This window comes from Hahella sp. NBU794 (genome assembly GCF_050749805.1).
Taxonomy (GTDB): domain Bacteria; phylum Pseudomonadota; class Gammaproteobacteria; order Pseudomonadales; family Oleiphilaceae; genus Hahella.
This window is the reverse complement of record NZ_CP192738.1, coordinates 1,774,206-1,791,774: the sequence shown is the minus strand read 5'-3', so window position 1 is coordinate 1,791,774 and position 17,569 is coordinate 1,774,206. Positions and strand designations below refer to the sequence as shown.

The 17,569-nt window shown below is 57.6% G+C and carries 11 protein-coding genes and 2 tRNA genes; 6 read left to right on the top strand and 7 right to left on the bottom strand.

Features of this window, described 5'->3' with window-relative positions; genetic code table 11:
- Window positions 1–12 precede the first annotated feature (12 nt).
- A complete protein-coding gene (locus ACQYWX_RS08050) occupies window positions 13–1,503 on the top strand; it encodes a M48 family metalloprotease (RefSeq protein WP_431688434.1) in 1,491 nt (496 codons plus the stop codon).
- Here the strand turns inward: ACQYWX_RS08050 and ACQYWX_RS08045 are convergent.
- From ACQYWX_RS08045 to ACQYWX_RS08030, 4 genes are read right to left on the bottom strand one after another with little or no spacing between them, the layout of a single operon-like run.
- On the bottom strand, window positions 1,500–2,444 hold the full coding sequence (locus ACQYWX_RS08045; RefSeq protein ID WP_431688433.1) for an alpha/beta fold hydrolase: 945 nt from the start codon (window positions 2,442–2,444) through the stop codon (window positions 1,500–1,502). The genes ACQYWX_RS08050 and ACQYWX_RS08045 overlap by 4 nt on opposite strands.
- Window positions 2,441–3,721, bottom strand: coding sequence for a hypothetical protein (locus ACQYWX_RS08040; protein WP_431688432.1), 1,281 nt, complete (start codon window positions 3,719–3,721; stop codon window positions 2,441–2,443). The genes ACQYWX_RS08045 and ACQYWX_RS08040 overlap by 4 nt, the downstream gene beginning before the upstream one ends.
- Window positions 3,722–3,731: 10 nt before the next feature.
- Window positions 3,732–6,251 (bottom strand): ABC transporter permease, encoded by a 2,520-nt coding sequence (locus ACQYWX_RS08035; protein ID WP_431688431.1) that lies wholly within the window; start codon window positions 6,249–6,251, stop codon window positions 3,732–3,734.
- A complete protein-coding gene (locus ACQYWX_RS08030) occupies window positions 6,251–6,928 on the bottom strand; it encodes an ABC transporter ATP-binding protein (RefSeq protein WP_431688430.1) in 678 nt (225 codons plus the stop codon). Before ACQYWX_RS08030 ends, ACQYWX_RS08035 begins: the two co-directional genes overlap by 1 nt.
- On the opposite strand from ACQYWX_RS08030, the gene ACQYWX_RS08025 reads away from it, so the two are divergent.
- From ACQYWX_RS08025 to ACQYWX_RS08015, 3 genes are all read left to right on the top strand, one after another.
- Complete coding sequence (locus ACQYWX_RS08025) at window positions 6,927–7,601, top strand: arylesterase (RefSeq protein ID WP_431688429.1); 675 nt, start codon at window positions 6,927–6,929, stop codon at window positions 7,599–7,601. The two genes, ACQYWX_RS08030 and ACQYWX_RS08025, sit on opposite strands and share 2 nt — an antisense overlap.
- 75 nt (window positions 7,602–7,676) lie before the next feature.
- Window positions 7,677–8,600, top strand: a complete 924-nt coding sequence (locus tag ACQYWX_RS08020; protein WP_279503435.1) for a hypothetical protein — start codon at window positions 7,677–7,679, stop codon at window positions 8,598–8,600.
- Between the two features lie 23 nt (window positions 8,601–8,623).
- A complete protein-coding gene (locus ACQYWX_RS08015) occupies window positions 8,624–10,573 on the top strand; it encodes a methyl-accepting chemotaxis protein (RefSeq protein WP_431688428.1) in 1,950 nt (649 codons plus the stop codon).
- Between the two features lie 31 nt (window positions 10,574–10,604).
- Here the strand turns inward: ACQYWX_RS08015 and ACQYWX_RS08010 are convergent, their stop codons facing one another.
- Window positions 10,605–11,528: a universal stress protein gene (locus ACQYWX_RS08010; protein ID WP_431688427.1), complete on the bottom strand. Its 924-nt coding sequence runs from the start codon at window positions 11,526–11,528 to the stop codon at window positions 10,605–10,607.
- 110 nt (window positions 11,529–11,638) lie between these two features.
- On the opposite strand from ACQYWX_RS08010, the gene ACQYWX_RS08005 reads away from it, so the two are divergent.
- Together ACQYWX_RS08005 and ACQYWX_RS08000 are read left to right on the top strand one after the other, a co-directional pair.
- Window positions 11,639–11,714: transfer RNA gene (locus ACQYWX_RS08005), tRNA-Asn, on the top strand.
- 25 nt (window positions 11,715–11,739) lie between these two features.
- Window positions 11,740–11,816 (top strand) — tRNA-Pro (locus ACQYWX_RS08000).
- A gap of 199 nt (window positions 11,817–12,015) precedes the next feature.
- Here the strand turns inward: ACQYWX_RS08000 and ACQYWX_RS07995 are convergent.
- Window positions 12,016–13,320, bottom strand: a complete 1,305-nt coding sequence (locus tag ACQYWX_RS07995; RefSeq protein WP_431688426.1) for a M18 family aminopeptidase — start codon at window positions 13,318–13,320, stop codon at window positions 12,016–12,018.
- Between the two features lie 82 nt (window positions 13,321–13,402).
- A complete protein-coding gene (locus ACQYWX_RS07990) occupies window positions 13,403–17,542 on the bottom strand; it encodes a hypothetical protein (protein WP_431688425.1) in 4,140 nt (1,379 codons plus the stop codon).
- Window positions 17,543–17,569 lie beyond the last annotated feature (27 nt).

The following is a 17,569-nucleotide window of genomic DNA, read 5'->3' as shown; positions in this document are numbered from 1 at the left end:
CAAGGATGCAGCGTGAACCCGGTCACCGGCAAACGCGAGATCATGATCATCAGCGAGCAGCAGGAGATGAGCCTGGGACAGGAACAGTACCAACCCGCACAACAATCCCAGGGCGGACTGTATTATCTTGATCCGGAGCTGACCTTCTATGTTCGCCAAGTGGGGGAAAAGCTCGCCAAAGTCAGCGATCGCCCTGACCTGCCCTACGAATTCGTGGTGCTGAATAACTCTGTTCCCAACGCCTGGGCGCTGCCTTCCGGCAAGATCGCCATCAACCGGGGCCTGTTGGCGAAGCTGGATGACGAGGCGCAACTGGCCGCCGTGCTCGGCCACGAAATCGTTCACGCCGCCGCCCGTCACAGCGCCAAGCGCATGCAGTCGAATTTACTCATCTCAGCCGGTGTGGCCGGCCTGGGACTGGCGCTGGACAATCAGGATTATCGAGACATATTAGTAGGCGGAGCCGCCATGGGCGCCACGATGGCGGTGGCGAAATATGGTCGCGATCATGAGCTGGAGTCCGACCACTACGGCATGCAATACATGGCCGCCGCCGGTTACGACACCCAGGCGGCAGTGGAACTGCAGCAACTATTTGTAAAACTCGCTGAAGGGCATTCACAGAACTGGCTGGAAGGCTTGTTCGCCTCACATCCGCCCTCCCCTGAACGTGTGGAGGAAAATCGACGCACCGCGCTGACGCTACCCAAGTCCAACTATCGCGGCAAAGACGCCTTCATGAAAGCGACGGCGCGCCTGCGCAAAACGGTTCCCGCCTATGACGCCTACGACGAGGGGGTCCAGGCCCTGAAAGCGGGCGACGCCGACAAAGCGCTGCAACGGGCCAATCAGGCCATCAAGCTGGAGCCGGAGGAAGCGATGTTTTACTCCCTGCGCGGCGACATCTATAAAAAGCAGAATAAAGAGTCCGCCGCTTTGAAAGAGTATGACAAGGCCGTGTCGCTGAACCCGGATTACTTCGCCCACACTCTCAAGCGCGGCCTGGCTTATAAAGAGATGGGAGACGGCGCCAAAGCCGCCCAGGATCTACGCCGCGCCAACGATTTACTGCCGACGTCCGTAGCCAACCTGGCGCTGGGCGATATTGAGGCGCAAAGCAATAACTCCGCCGCCGCCATCAGCCATTACAGCGCAGCGGCGGAGGCGTCAGGGGCTTACGGCCAGGAAGCGCGCCAGAAGCTATCGCGCCTGGATTTGCCGAAGAATCCTGAGCGTTATCTGCAACTGCAGACATTGAAAGATAAGCAGGGGCGCGCCTTCATTACCTATAGCAATCAAAGCGCGTTGGAAGTGAACAATATTGTAGTCGAAGTGGCCTTGATAAACGCCAGCGGCTGGGTCATGAAGCAGGATACTCTTACCCTGGGGCCAGCCAGTCCCGGCCAGCAGGCAAAGCCGGTGTTCAGCGCCATTGCGACTGAGGCGGCGCAGCGCAAGGATTTATCGCTGCTCACCCGTCTGCATAGCTACCGTTTACGCTAACCCTCAGCGGACGCCGCCCAAGCCAGGATATGTGCTAAGGCGGCGTCTGGATCTTCCTGCATAAAGCAATGTCCGCCCGGAAGCGACTGCAATCGCACCCGACGATTCACTGACGCCGCCCGCAGCGCGGATTTCACGACAAACGGATAAGAACTCTCTCCATAAATAATCGCCATGGGTTGGCGCACATGTTTGATGGAAGGCCACAACCTATCCGGGAAGGTAGCGAACACCGCCGCTTCCAGACGTGGTGGACACTTCAAGGTCAATCCCTTATCAGTTTCCTGCAGCGCATGTTGGATATAAGCCTCCAATGCGTCGGCGCGCCACCCTTTGAGCATGCCGCGCCCCTCAAAATACTCACGCGCAGCCGCTCTGTCGTCCCAGCCGTCACGTCGATTTTCCGCCCGCGCGGCCAAGGGATTGGGCGCACGCAATCGCAACCAGCGATAAGCGGTCAGCGCTCGCAACATGGTTGGAGTGAAATAAACCGGGTCCAGCGCCACCACCTGATCAAACGCATCCTGGTGGGCCGCGGCGATCAGCGTCGTCAACACGCCGCCAAAACTGTGTCCCATGCCTAGCGCCAGAACCGCGCCATAATCCGCACGAAAATGCCGCCAGGCGGCGTAGGCGGTTTCCGCCGTTGCATTCCAGCCGCGAAACGCCCCACCGGCGTCGCTGTCGCCATGTCCCTGCGCGTCGCTGAGAAACAAGTCGTAATGCTCGGCGAGCTGGCGCAACAAAGGCTCATAGGTTAATCCACAGAAACCGTTGCCATGCATAAAGTGCAGTATCGGTTTGCCCGAGGGGCGGCTGCGCCAGCCTCGAATCGTCATTCCCGGCTCCGCGGCATACTCCCAGGGAGTCAACGTCATTAGTAAAGACTCCTGCGCCGCCTTGTGCACATCGGCCATAGCAGAGAGTGAGGCTTGGCTCATACTTCGTCCTTATCCTCTATTTCATTCATCAAAGCGCGTACTTGCTCGGCGCGATCACAGTAGATACTGGGGTACAGGTTGTCCCGCCACCAGTGTATCCATTTCAACGTCTGAAATCCGTCGAACCAGCAGTGAAAGTGGCGACGGAAGGCTTGCTCAGTGGAGGATTGCGCAGCAAAACGACGCACCGCTCCAGCGACGGCGAACGCCTCCAGAGCCTGGTTGGCTAAATCCTCGCGCCCAGTGTAAGCGCTTAGCGCCCCGACAAGCTCTGATATCGCCGCTTCCGGCTGCTCCCGCAAACGCCACAGTATCGCCACGGATTGCAGAAGTATGCGCAAACAGGGGTAAGTCGCCGGGTGATAGAAGGCCATCGTCCCCTCACCTTCCAGCGCCGTTTGCAATGCTGGTCCGGTTCCAAAAGGAACCCGGCTACTCAGCCGCCCGCTTAAAACAATTGCTTCGCCCGTCGGCTGCAACACCGGACCCAGCTTAGCGAGCTTGTTAAGCAGGTAAAAGTCTTCCCCCGCCGCACGCAAAGGCATTCCTCGCACCATGGCGTAGGCGTCCGCGCGACAGGCTAATGTGCTGCCGATAGTGTGATACGCATAGGGAGACCCCGCCGCCCGCAAGCCCACCACGTAACTGCGCAACTTGTTTTCATAAATTCGCATCAGGCGCCGCTGTCTGTCGTCGCCTTCGCCACGATGGCGAAACGGGTAAACCAGCGCCACGCCGCCGTCAGCTTGGGCCGCCTGTTTGAGATAATCCGCAGGAAGCTCCGCGTCAGCGTCGGTGAAGTGAATCCAAGTCGTTTGCAGATGGCCGCCCGCGATCAAAGCCAAAGCTATGTCGCCGCCAATTTTGCGGGCCAGCCCCACCCCCAGCTCTTTGGGAATCAGAGTTTCCTCACCGCACCGATCCACCAGCAGAATAGCTGAGCCATCGATCTCCAGCAGCTCCAGATTAGCGTAGCGCCATAGGGTGCGGCCTTCGCTTTGCGCGCGCCGTAAACACGCACGGGTCATCGTCAATGCATCCGCGTCCGCCGCCACCGGCGCGTTGATCACCCAGATTTGCAAGCAATCGGCGTGGGATAAAGCTGCGGCGACGCGCTCAAGCCCCTCATAATCCTCCGCAAACGCCGGGATGATTATCACGCCGCGCCAATGCCCTTCTATTCCCGCAAGCGTATGGCTTTCCGCTTCCGCGTACTCACGCAGATACTTGGCCATCGCCTTACCGGGCTTGTACGCCAGTGCACCCGCCTCCGCCATTTACGCCAGCCTACTCTACAAAGCCGGATTGCAACGTCGCGTGAGGCGGCGCCAGCAGAGCGCCCCGTAGACGCCAGTAGGCGTACGCCGCCGTCGCGGCGGCGCTGATTAACGGCGCCAGCAACCACAACTCCCAGTGCAGGCTAAAAGGCAGTTCAAACAGGCGATATTGTAGAAATCCCGCCACACTCTCGGCCACGATAACGCCCATGACGCCAGCAAAGGCGCCTATCAGGCTGAATTCTCCTACGGTCGCGCCAATCACGACGCGTCGGTGTGCGCCGAGCGCGCGAAACAGCGCAGTCTCCGCCCGTCGCGAAGGCGCCTCGCGCGCCAGCAACGACGCCACCACCAATAGCGCCGCCGCGAAAATCAGCGCCAGCAACGCTTCGATCGCCAGCGACACCTGCGCGATGACTTCCCGCACTTTCACCACGAATTGATCCAATTCCAGCACCGACACGGTGGGAAACTGACGATTAACCTGATTCACCATCTCGGTTTTGTTATCGCTCAAGTAAGCGCTGGTCAGATAAGTGGCGGCGAAGCCATCCAGTGCGCCGGGCGCAAAAGCCATGTAAAAGTTAGGCTTAAGGCTGTCCCACTGCACGCTGCGGATGCTCTGTACTTTCGATTCCAACGCGGCGCCGCCAATCTGAAAGGTCAGAGAGTCCCCCAACTTCACGTCGAGTCGCTGCGCCAACTGGCTTTCAATGGACACGCCGGGAACGCCGCCTTGCGCGCTTGACGCCCCAACCCACCAAGTACCGCTCAGGATTCGATTATCTTCCGGCAGATCCGCCATCCAGGTTAAATTAAGCTCCCGATTCAAGGCGCCGACTTCCCGCTCCTTGCTGACCACCGTCCGCACGGGCTCGCCGTTGATGTGAGTCAGACGGCCGCGCACCATGGGATACAACGGCGCCGCAGCGATATGATTCTGCTCAAACATGGTTCGCATCGGCTCCACTTCATAAGGAGCGATGTTGATAAAGAAGTGATTAGGCGCATTTTCCGGAATTTGCGCCCGCCAGTTATCCACCAACTCCGTTCGCACCAGAAACAGGGTCAGCAGCAAAGCCCAGGCGCTACCCAGCGCCAGGACGTGCGGCACCGTCGACCAGGGGCGACGCTTCAACTGATCGGCGCCGGCTCGCAGAGCGCCTGGAGTGACCGTGCGGCGCGGCGGACGCAGCTTCACCCACATATTCATGAGCCAGGCCGCCACGGCGATCATCACCGCCAACCCGATCAACACAGCAGCAACGATATTTAATTCGCCGCTGTAGACCATCAACAACGCCGCAAAGCCGATCAGAGCGGATAGCATGCGCGACTTGGAGAACCCGAGCATGCGCTGAAAGTCCGCATTGGCCGCCGCCTGCCGCAGGATAAACATAGGGGGCTGTTTGGCCAGAGCCCGAAACACCGGCCAGGCGAACGCCGCCAGCACAATCGCCAGTGTCAGCAACGGCAACCAGATCCAGTTCAGAGGCAGGGATGTGTGCAGCGGCGGCAGCATGTCGCCCATGGCCCATACCGCCCATTGCTCAAATAGCAGTCCGCACCCCAGACCCAATATCGACGCGGTGGCAGCGGAAATTAACAACAGTGACGCAAAACGCATGCGTAGCTGACCGCTGCGGCACCCCAGGGTTTTCAGCAGAGCTACCGTATCCTTCTGCTGTTGAGCGTAGTACTGCGCAGTGACAGTGAGCGCCACCGCCGCCAGCAGTACGCCCAGTACACCGCCTAATAACAGATAACGCTCAGCCCGCTCTATCGCCCGCGACACCGCTGGACGACCGTCTTTCGCCGAGACAATGCGTTCAGAGGCAGTCAGTGATGACGCGATACCCGCATTGAACTGCTCCAGTCGCGCCTCGTCGCCAGCCAGCAAAAGGCGATATTTCAATCGGCTTCCAGGCTGCGCCACCGCCGTGGCGGCGACATCCTCGTAGTTCATCAAAACGCGGGGGGCGACATTCATGAAAGAAAAAGAAGGGTCAGGCTCCTTCGTCAGTAACCCGGTCACTTTTAACTGCTTACGCCCAACGCCAACGGCGTCCCCCAACTGCACGCCTAGCAGGGAGAACAGTCTTGGCGCCAGCCAGACTTCGCCTTGCGCCGGCCCCTGCTTCACAACCTGCGATGGCGCGCCAGCCGTAGTCACCACACCCACTTCGCCTTTCAGCGGATACCCTGCGTCCACCGCTTTGACTGCGACCAATTGAAACTGGTCGCCGCTGTTCAGCATGGTGGAGAATTCCAGCGTAAACGCCGTATCCAAGCCCAATTGCTGCGCCTCTTTCACCCAGGCGTCAGAAAGATTACCGGAGCTTTCGATCACCTGATCGCCGCCGAGGAAGCGGGAAGCGCCGTCATCAAAAACGGCTTTCAAACGCCCGGTAAAAGCGGTGATCGACGCTACCGTCAGCACGGCGACAAACAGCGCAAGCCACAACAAACGGAATGAAGACTGTCGCCACTCTCTCAGCCAGAGTTGCAGCGATCGCGTAGAACCTGTCATTACGCGGCCTCCAGAACGCCTTGATCCAGGGCGAGAGAACGCCCGCAGCGGCCAGCGAGTTCGCGGTCATGAGTGACCAGAATCAACGTCGTCGAATGCTGCCTGTTCAGGTCGAACAGCAAATCCATGATGTGCAGTCCGGTTTCCAGGTCCAGATTTCCAGTGGGTTCATCCGCAAACAGAATATCCGGCTCCGTGGCGAAAGCCCTCGCCACCGCAACCCGCTGTTGCTCGCCGCCGGACAATTGACGCGGATAATGCCCCTCCCGCTCCAGCAGTCCAACCCGATCCAGCCACTGGCGCGCCCGCTCACGGCTGTCCGCCGCGCCGGTAAGATCCAACGGCAGCATCACGTTTTCCAGTGCGGTCATGGTGGGAATGAGTTGAAAAGATTGAAAAACGAAGCCGACATGCTGAGCGCGAATTGCCGCGCGGCCATCTTCGTCCAGCTGCGCCAGATCCTTGCCCAGCATACGCACCTGACCGGCTGACGGCAGATCAAGGCCCGCCATGATGCTCAGCAGAGTGGTCTTGCCGGAACCGGAGCGTCCGATAATCGCCAGCGACTCGCCCACCTTGATTTGCAAATCGACGCCTTTCAATATGTCCAGACGACCGCTACCATTGGAGACACTTTTCATCAGCGATTTAACCTCAAGCACATCAACCGAAGTCATGCTAGCAACCTCATTCCTCAATCTGTTTCAACGTCATGTCATCAAGTCCATCTGGACTTTGTTCGCGCTCTGCTGCCTGATGGTAAGCCCTATCGCACAGGCTGTCACAGATAAATCGCAGCCGGTAAAAATCGTCGTGCTGGGGGACAGTCTCAGCGCCGCTTACGGCATCCCGCTGGAATCCGGCTGGATCACGCTGATGGAAAACGAGCTGCGCGCCACCTACCCCAAGCTTACGTTGATCAACGCCAGCATTTCCGGTGAAACCACCGGTGGCGGTCGCGCCCGCCTGTCGGCGTTATTGAAGGAACACAAACCGGATATCGTCCTGCTGGAGCTGGGCGGCAACGACGGGCTGCGCGGCTTTCCCCTCAACATCATTAAAAACAATCTGGCGGCCATGCTGGAAAGCATCTCTGACGCCGGCGCAAAGGCCATGCTGATCGGCATGCGCATTCCGCCCAACTATGGACCGGCCTATGCTGAAGGATTCCATCAGATCTACCAAGACCTGGCCAGTGAACAAAAAGTCACGTTAGTACCCTTCCTTCTGGATAACGTCGCGCTTGATCCCAGCTTGATGCAATCTGACGGCATTCACCCCAACGCCAAAGGCCAGCCGCAGCTGGTGGAGAATGTGTTGCCGCATTTAAATTCTCTGCTAAGTCATTGATCCAAGCGACGCTTATTTGCACTCTTAATAGCTATTGCTAGTCTTAAAGTAAGTCATACTATTGAGGCCGGCCATATGGTGATCCCGCGGATTCGACCGGGATGGTTGTTGTGTCTGCTGGCGGCGTGGGCGTTTAGCGGCCATGTCGGCGCGGCGATAATCAATAACAACAACGTCTTCCAGATCAGCGAACAGATGCAGATCAAGGCCCAGCGCCTGATCGCCGCTCAGAACAAATCTGTTGATGAATCTGACGCACCGGTGTTTCAGGACAAGCTGCCCAACCAGGTCTACGCGAAGGCGCTGGACGCCTATGCGCAAATTCGTCAGTTGATGACGTTGAATAACCTGACTCCCATCGAAGATAAGCAACTCCCCTTCCAGATTTTCAGACCTAAAGACGTATACGATCTGTTAGAGCAAGCGGACCAGGGCCTCAACGCCATTCTGGAGGCCAAGTCCATCAGTACGGAAGCAGAGTTCGAACGCCCTTTGGGCAAGTCCGGCGCCGATGTTTATCAAAGTTTGTGGAAGCTCACCAACGTGTTGTCCGTGCTGGCGCCGCCGCCGGACATCGGCGATACGCAAAAACAATTCAAGTTGATCGAAGATGAGCTGAAGCTGCTGGCCCGGGCGCAAAATCTTAAATTTACCGAGCCGCAAAAGAATCAGTACAGCGATAAGAGCGTGCGTGACGTGATGCTTGCGCTGTACCAGGACTACCATCTGCTTGGCAGGCTGCAACGCAATCTGGAGGTGGAGCCCACCAGTCCGGAAGCCATCCCCAGCGGCGCCTTGACCGTGCTGGATGCTTACGACGGCGCGCGCAGCGTGCTGGCGGAGATCCATCGCATGAAAGCCGGCCTCAATATTGAGCAGCGCAGCCCGGCGCCGTCAGGAGAAGCCAACGCTTCCCTGAACAGCCTGTATGCGCAAGCGAAAAAAATCCATGATTTGCTGATAAGCCTGCTGAGCGGTATGACCCCGGCTGGCCAATAGCGATGTAACAACTGAGGTGCGGAATGCGTCTGCAGAATCTTCCATTGATGCTGAAGTTGAGCCTGGTTCCAGCGCTGATACTGATCCTGTTGCTGGCCTATGCGCTGATGGTGATCGCATCGCTGCGGGAAATCACCACTCGCGCCAACCACTTCTCCACTGTCATCGAGCCAACTGCGCGCCTGACCAGCGATCTCAGCGCCAATCTGTCCACCCGCGCCAGCCTGCAACAGCAATATCTACGCACGCCGACGGATAAAACACTGGAGGAATACAATCAGGCCAGCGCGCAGGCGCAAGAGTATTTCTCCGACGCCAATTTCACCAAACTGAAAAGCGCTGACGCCCTGCAAACCGCCAGCCTGCGCATCGACGATTTGTTTCGCAGCAACCTGCTGCCGAAAAACCGCGAGCTACGCAGCGGCATCGCCACGGTGCAGGAAACCCTTGTGCCGAAAACCCTGGAGTTATCCAACAATATCAGGGTGACGCTTGACCCCTCCAGCGCCCAGGTGTTGATCCAGTGGACCATCCTGGTCAGCAATCACATACAAGCCGCCCTCATCAACCTGAACGCGTTCCTGCGCACCGGCTCCCCTACTGAGACCGACGCCTTCCTGATGGAGATCTACGGCGCGCAAAACGCCGTGATCGATCTGAAAAAACATCTGCGCAAACCGGAACATGAAAAATGGATTGGAGAGATCGACGGACTGGTGAAAGAATTTGAGAGCAAGGCCAAAACCATCTTCGATGTCGCGCGCAGCCAAAACAGTCTGCTGGACAGCGAGCTGCGCCCCCTAGTCAACAACACCCTGAACATTGTGGCGGAGGAACAAGCCAGCATCTGGAGCGACTTGCGCAGCGTCAGCGGCTACATCGCGGAGTCACTGGACTCCAATATTGTGAAAATGCTGCTGTTTCTCGTAGTTACGCTGGTCATTTCCACAGTGTTGACTGCACTGGTGTCGCGGCTGATCAGCAAACCCATCAAAGATGTAGTCGCCACCATGGAGGACATCGCCCAGGGCGGCGGCGACCTCACCCGGCGCCTGACCTATCTGGGGCAGGACGAGCTTGGCCGGCTTGCGCGGGCATTCAACCGTTTCGTCGAACTCATTCAGCAGATATGCATCAGCATCAACGACAAGTCTCAGGAACTGGGGCAGTCCGCGGAGTCCTTGCAGGATGTAGCTCATCAGGGCGAAAACTGTCTGGAACAGCAAAAAGCCGAATTTGTCACTGTCTCTGAATCCACTCAACTGATCTCCCACAGTTTCCGGGACATTGCGCAACAGGCGGGCAAATTGCTGGAAATCGCCCAGTCCATCGCCTCGCAGTCGGATAATGGGAAACGCCTGCTGCAAAACAACACCGACACGCTTTCCCGACTGGCCCAGCAAATGGAGACCTCCTACGCCTCCATGCAACGCCTGGCCAGCAGCAGCCAGAAAGTCTCAGAAGTGCTGCAGGTCATCAACAATATCGCCGAGCAAACCAACCTGCTTGCGCTGAACGCGGCGATCGAAGCCGCCCGCGCCGGCGAGCATGGCCGCGGTTTCGCCGTGGTGGCGGATGAAGTCAGACAGTTGGCGTTACGCACCCGGGACTCCACTGAAGAAATCCGCGAAATCATGGAAGGTCTGCAAAAAGACGCTGAAGAAACGGAAAAGATGATCAATCTGAGCAACAGCATGACGCAGAACAGCGTCTCGCAGATGAGCACATTGGCTGTCACCGTGGATCAAACCAACAGCGGCATTGCAGAGGCCAGCGATTTGATCGACCAGGTAGCCAAAACCACCGAGGAACAGGCCAAGCACGCGGAAGGCATCGCGCAAAGCATGCATACCTTGGAGACGTTGCTGGATGAAAGCTGGCGGCAGGTGAACACCACCTCATCCAACAGCGAGAATATCAATCAACTGTCATCGCAGTTGCAGGAAAACGTCGGCCGCTTCAAGACTTGTTAGGCGCAGTAGGCTGCGCCGCCAGCGGACGCTGCTATTTGATGACGAGAACATCGCACTCCAGATTATCCAGCACGCGCTCCGCGGTGCTGCCGATAAAAATGCGGTCGACGCCGCTGCGGGATACCGCCCCCATGACCACCAGATCATGTCCATGCTGATTGACGCAGGCGGGCAACACTTTCTCCGGCGAGCCTTCTTCGAAAAACACATGCGTGCTTGACTCCACATAGCTCTCCAACAGACGATCCAGCGCCTTTTGATGCTTGGATTTCACTTTCTCACGATACTCTTCGTAGTCGGCGACGATGGCGTCGAATTCCACCAGCATGCCGGTAGGAATCGGCTCATAGGCATGCACGACATTCAACTCCGCGGGCAAGCGGCAGGAAATTTCGTGGGCGATATCCAGGATGCGCGGGTTCAAATGATTGATGGAGCCTTCCGTCTCAATCGGGTCCACCGCCGCCAACACTTGGATATGCCCGTCCCAGCGGTGCTCTTCCCGCACAAACCAGATCGGCGCATCCGCATCCCGCATCAAATGCCAGTCCGTATTGGTGAATAACGCCCGCTGCAGAATCGAGTGATGGTGAGTGGCTTTGATGATCAATTGCGCCTGCGTCTCCCGGCAACGCTCCACCACCGCTTTATAGAGAGGCTTCTCCCAGCGCACATGCTGAGTGACGGCGATACCATGCGCGCGCATCTGCTCCGCAAAAGCCTCCAGCCAGCGTTCACGACTGGCCAGACAACTTTCTTTCGCCGAACTGAGCGCCTTGGCGTCGAAGGGGTAACTGGATTCCAACGCCCGCTGATATTCCGCCACCATCAGCTCCACTTCCGCGCCCAGCGCCTTGGCGAGACGAATCGTACGGGGAATGACTTCCTGCCTTTCCTTGGTCGGGTCCACAACCAGCAATATCTTTTTAATCTCCGCCAGCTTCTTGATTTCCATAGCCTCTCCCCAGCGATTTAAAATTTTTTTCAACTTCCTTCGTTTTTAATAATAGAAAAGGTTGACGAGATAGTCCCATCTCATTATTATTGCGGCCTCGAAAATGACGTTCCCCGATAGCTCAGTTGGTAGAGCAAATGACTGTTAATCATTGGGTCGCTGGTTCGAGTCCAGCTCGGGGAGCCAAACTTTTCGGATCGTCAAGATCATTCGGGGTATAGCGCAGTCTGGTAGCGCGCCTGCTTTGGGAGCAGGATGTCGGGAGTTCGAATCTCTCTACCCCGACCACTTTTTCACTTCCCTTCTTGTTTTTCTTTTTCCAGATTTAGAAATCATATTTAGTCTTTAATCACTCGCTTTTCCATGCGTTTCTGACACAAAAGCTGCGTCGCGCCGTTGTCTTTCTTTACGTAAATCCTCAAGCGCAAACACTTTACACAAGAAAGCCCATCCTTGGACTATCTCGCCTACCCTGGCCTTGATTACGTCATGCTTGTGGAATTGTCGCCGTATTGAAGAATGATTTGCTGACTTCATAAAGCGTCAGCGGATCTGCGCTACCGCAGGTTTCCCTGATGGAATGCATCGCAAATTGCGGCACGCCGATATCCAGGGTTTTGACGCCCAACTCCGCCGCAGTAAGCGGTCCGATGGTGCTGCCGCACGCCATATCCGTCCGCACCACAAATACCTGATAAGGCAGCTTAAGCTCCTCACTAAGACGACGGTAAAACGAGCTGGTGATGCTGTTGGTGGCGTAACGCTGATTCGAATTCACCTTGATGACCGGCCCACTGTTCAGCAGAGGTCCATGATTTTCATCATGGCGATCCGCATAATTGGGATGCACGCCGTGAGCGTTGTCAGCGGAAATCATCATGGATCGGCTGATCATCTGACTCAAACGCGCCTCATCTTCCGTAATACGTAGCAGCACTGAGCGCAGGAAAGGCCCTTGCGCACCTTCTGCAGACACGCTGCCCACTTCTTCATGATCATTGAAGACAAGGAAGCAAGGCTGACTGGAACCTGCATCCAACAACGCCTGCAGACCAATATAGCAACTCAGCAGGTTATCCAGGCGCGCGGAGCTGAGGAATTCGTTTTGCAGACCGTGAATACTGGCGGGCTGAGTGTCATACAGACACAACTCATAATCCAGCACGCGCTCCGCATCCAATGCAGGATGCTCTTGTTTGATTTGCTCCAGCAACAGGCCACGGAATTCGGGCGGACTGTCAGCGCGACACTGCATCAATACCGCCGGCAGATCTTTCTGAGGATTAATGGAGCGGTTGTTGTTAACCTCCCGATCCAGGTGAATCGCCAGACTGGGGATCATTGCAATCGGGCGCACCCAATTGATCAACGTGCTTTTCACTTCCCCGGCGCCGCTCAGATAAGTCACCCGACCCGCAAGCGATAGCTCGCGGTCAAACCAGGGGTTCAGCAAAACGCCGCCGTACACTTCAACGCCCAGCTGATAATAGCCTTTGCGCAGCAATTCCGGGTTGGGTTTGATTTTCAGACAGGGACTGTCGGTGTGCGCGCCGAACATTCTGGCCCCGCTAACCTCCAGCGGTCCTTGCGCGCCGCTGAATGCGATCAGCGAAGAACCGTTACGGGTAATAAAGTAACGCTCATTGGCCTGCAGAGACCATTCATATTCTTCGTGCAAACGCTTGAAACCAGCTTTTTCCAGCATTTCCACCATATTGGCGACCGCATGAAAAGGGGTCGGCGAGGCGTTTAGAAACGCCAATAATCCTTCATTAAACTCTTCTTTTTTCATACTTCACTCAAGTAACCGCGTTATCCGATTCTATACGGCTGTCGACACTGGGCCGACAGCGACCGTAAGCACTGCACATAGCCTATACGGGAGATTCCGGCTTGGCCAGTTGGTTTTGCGAAGAATTCTCATCTCCCTTCCCCGCATTCGCTTTCTTATCCTTGCGCCCAGGCTTGACCGGCGCCTCCGGCAGACGCTCAGAGAATTTTTCCCAGGCCCAGCGCAGCCAGTTGATCATGGCGAAAGCCAACCATAATGACCAAACCAACATCGCCACCCGATAGAACAAAACAGGAACCGTCCATACCGACGCCGTCGGCAGCTCTCCCGCCGCCGCATCCTGATACCAGCGCAATTGCCCCGCAAAAGATCCGTTGCCGGCGACATAATCCGCAGGCTGCCCAATCAAGCCTTTGGGAATACTGGCGATTACCCACCCCAACACAGCCAGCGTCAACAGCACCAACAGCGCGCTATATAATCTACGCCCCCAACGCGGCAAGGCGTGGACCAGCTCATAACGGTAATTGAACGCGTAAAACCACACCGCCAGCACCAGCAAGCCCTGCACCCAGCCCAACGCCGCTCCGGCCGCCAGCACCGCCCAGCGCCCCACGCCCAGTGGATTGCCGCTATGCCAACCCAGCACTGACGCCAACAGCAACATCACCGCCAGCACGCCCCAGAACAATATGGCCGGCCCCATTTGCGGACCTCCCACCCATAACGGCCACAGGCGATCCGGCAACTGAATTTGAAGTTGAACGTTACTGACAGGAGCCGGCAACTGCAGAGCCGGCGTCTGATAACGCCATTGCGTTCCTTGCGTCTCCTCATGCCAGCGTATGCTTAAGAATTGTTCACCATAACCGAGCACGACATCCACACGATTGGTTTCTTCACTGCGGGCGACATTTCTTCCATCCAGCTCTACCGCATCCAGGACTGCGCCATCCGGCAAGTCAAAGCTGTAGCGCTGAGTGCGCGAGGTGCGCAGACGAATATCCGCCGTATATTGCAACTGCTTGCCGCCCACTTTCTGAGTCACATTCAGGCTGTCCACCGTCAGCATGCGACCTTCAACGGCCTTATTCGGCGAAACGGACAAGAACAGGGAATCTCCCGGCTGAGGCCGCCATTTTGGCCGCCAATAGCCGGACTGAATAATTTCGTAAGGCGCTGGCCCAGTGTATTCAAGGCTCCACTGCGGCCCTACCAGAATCGACCAGTGCTCACTCCATGCGCTATTCGTCGGCGCCAGCAACTCGATACGCTGACGGAAGCTCAAGTTAGACACCCACTCCATACTGTCCTGACGATCATCCAAAGTCACCAACGCCCGCTGATTGCTGACGTCGATATCTCCCGACGTCACTGACTCCCCCATCAGCAGCGGAATGCTGGCCGAAATAGAGCCCCGCAATGGCGCCACTCGCTCCACCCGGGTGCGAACGCGCCACTTCAGTCCCAGATCCAGTTCCCGATAGACCTTGACGAAGGCGGGCGCCGGTTCCTGAAACAGAGATTGCCGCGACTCCGAACTTCGCTGGCTGACGCTGGTGCGCTCAAACTTGATATTAGAACTCAGCAGCTCATTGCTACCTGCGCCGGACATCGACCAGTCCGCCACTTTCGCCGAAAATCGATGGGGCCGCAGGGGAAACGCCAGTTGAAACTGATCGACCTCGCGCACGCCGCCTTCCAACACCACTTCCTGCACGCCGGCCTCCAGCGGAATACGCCAGACGCCATCTTCGCCAGCGCTCCAGCGATCCCAGCGCTTCCCGTTGACAAACACATTCTCAGGACGCCAGAAACCAGCGCGCGCGGGAATCGGCAACGCAATCGGCTGCAGCGCGCTGACTTCCAGCGACAAGGTCAGACTGTAACCATCCAGAATCAGGTTGGCGGAATTAACATCCACACAACGGGGAGTACAGGGCGGCGGCGCAGTCAAACGCTGCTCCAGAGCCTGCAACATTTCTGGACTGGGATAATCGGTATCGGCATGCGCCCGCTCCGCCGGCGCCATCAACGCCAGAGGGGCCAGTAACGCCAATCCCGCCAGCTTGGTGGTGACGCCGGGTTGCGGCGAATCATCCCCCCCCTTGTCGCTGCGCCCGCCACGCCGCCCCACAAGGCAAGCCAACAGCACCACTAACAGCGCAAAATGAACAATACGCGCAAGTCCCGTCTGCATGGGACTCAACACATACAACTTCGCGCTTTCATCCCCGCTAAGCGGCCCTTGCCAGGTAAGATTCACTTTTCGCCAGCTCCAGTCCGGCACCCCGGGCCCCGTGGGCGCGGGAGCCTCCGGCGCCACGTCCTCGGGCTGTTTTTCCCTCAAAGACATAGGCGCGCTCATCAGCGCCGGCGGCGCGGGCTCCATCGACTCCTGCAGCATATAATCAGCCTGCACATCCTCTTCCACCGCCATATCACGCATCATCGCAGCATTATCCGCAAAGTAAACCACACCGGAATCACGCTCCAATTGCGGATATATCGCCATACGCACCTGGGCCACACCATAGTTCAGCAGCATACCCGCCAGAATCAGCAACGCACCCCAACGCCAGCCGGTCACCAGTTTCAGCATCCAGCCGGGACGAACCACGCGCAGTAGCGCATTGGGGATAATCAACAGTAACCACACCGCCACTGGCGCATAGATTTCGTGATAGGCGAACCCCAGCGCCACCACCGTCACGCCGCCCCACACGATACCCTCCATACGCGCCACCGCTGCAGTAATCAACAGGAGTAGGAACAAATCCCACAGAGACCAGCGGTCAAACCAGGTTCCCGCACTGCGGTCCACGCCGGAGGCAGCCAAGGGCCACCACCCCGGCGGAAGATTGACGTCGCTGGAGACATTCTCAAGATCCAGACTGCCGCTGTCGTCACGCCAGCCACTGGCAGGAATCACAAATGCGGCGGCCTCACGCTCAACCGGCGAGCTGCTGACCGCCGTCATATCGAGGTCAGCGCGCCGCACTTCCACGCCGCGACTGGAGTCCTGACGAGACTGCGTGACTAACTGCGCCTGCCCCGACAGATCCACCTTGCCTAACTCATAAGGCGCGCCTTGCTCCAGACGCCATCCCTGCGACATTTCACCCGTCAGGCGATCACGCCAGATCCAGCGACTTTGATCAAACGCCAGCCACCCCTGGGTGCGCTGCCGAATACGATTTCCCGCCAGAGAAGTCATCCCCCGCTCAATTTCTTTCAAATCCAGGGGCGAACCTTCCGCCACCCGAAACGCTGGCAATGTCCGCCATTCCTCAGGCAACAGCGTCTGCTGCGGATCAACGGCGCGCCCTTCTATCTCCACGCGACGCAACTGCGGCTGCGTCTCCACTACCCACAATTCCGATTCAGGCCAGACGCCCCCGGGCTCCGGCTCCATAGAGAACGCATCCGTACGATTGGTCTGCCGAAAGCGCGCCACCAGCGTCCAGGAGCCTGGACGCACCTGAATCCGCAGACGACCATCCTTCTCAACGCGCGCGGGCAGGTTGCTGGTCAGAGAAACCTGTTCCCAGCCGGACAAACGAAAGCCGCCCAGGACTTCCTCGCGCTCCCCACCGGAAACGTCGAGCTGCAAACGCGTCTCCAGCATTTTTGGCTCGTCATCGATCAGCTTGCGAAACACATTGATTTTCAATGAATCCGGCTGCAGGTTCGCCTGTAGCTGGTCACGCACCAGCCAGAGCGCGGAACCGCTATCCACGTATGCGCGACCTTCCAGCGCCGCCACGGCGCCCAGCTTGGTCATGGCGAATGCTTTAGGCAGTGGAACGCTTTGCGGTAATTGCTCCCAGCTGATGCGTCCCTGAACCCGGTAACTTCCAGGCTGGAGCCAGATAGAAGGCACGCCGTCCACGTTTATGACCGCCACCCGATTACCGGACAGCTTCACTTCATGAGGCCAGAATTGCGCGGAGCCCGGCAACGACAGCCAGCCCTCATACTGACTTTCCGCCTGAAAACGGAAGTCCAGCCGCTTCAGGTCCAGATCCAGCTCCAGCGCGCTGAGCCAAAGGCACACTTTCGCACCAGTCCCGTCATGAGCTGCGGTGCAGTCTTTATCAAGATGGTCGTGCAACACCCAGCCGGACCAGTCGGCGAGCTGCTGCGGGATATCAGAAGAGGCGGCCTGAGCCGGGGAAATGCAAAAAAGAAAGAGAAAACATGCGACTAGACAGGATTTCATTAATATATCCATAGCTATAAAACGGAC

Bases quoted from the DNA above. Each gene is read 5' to 3' on its own strand.
- ACQYWX_RS08045 (WP_431688433.1), bottom strand. From the start codon at position 2,444: ATGAGCCAAGCCTCACTCTCTGCTATGGCCGATGTGCACAAGGCGGCG.
- ACQYWX_RS08040 (WP_431688432.1), bottom strand. From the start codon at position 3,721: ATGGCGGAGGCGGGTGCACTGGCGTACAAGCCCGGTAAGGCGATGGCC.
- ACQYWX_RS08035 (WP_431688431.1), bottom strand. From the start codon at position 6,251: ATGACAGGTTCTACGCGATCGCTGCAACTCTGGCTGAGAGAGTGGCGA.
- ACQYWX_RS08025 (WP_431688429.1), top strand. From the start codon at position 6,927: ATGCTAGCAACCTCATTCCTCAATCTGTTTCAACGTCATGTCATCAAG.
- ACQYWX_RS08030 (WP_431688430.1), bottom strand. From the start codon at position 6,928: ATGACTTCGGTTGATGTGCTTGAGGTTAAATCGCTGATGAAAAGTGTC.
- ACQYWX_RS08020 (WP_279503435.1), top strand. From the start codon at position 7,677: ATGGTGATCCCGCGGATTCGACCGGGATGGTTGTTGTGTCTGCTGGCG.
- ACQYWX_RS08015 (WP_431688428.1), top strand. From the start codon at position 8,624: ATGCGTCTGCAGAATCTTCCATTGATGCTGAAGTTGAGCCTGGTTCCA.
- ACQYWX_RS08010 (WP_431688427.1), bottom strand. From the start codon at position 11,528: ATGGAAATCAAGAAGCTGGCGGAGATTAAAAAGATATTGCTGGTTGTG.
- ACQYWX_RS07995 (WP_431688426.1), bottom strand. From the start codon at position 13,320: ATGAAAAAAGAAGAGTTTAATGAAGGATTATTGGCGTTTCTAAACGCC.
- ACQYWX_RS07990 (WP_431688425.1), bottom strand. From the start codon at position 17,542: ATGAAATCCTGTCTAGTCGCATGTTTTCTCTTTCTTTTTTGCATTTCC.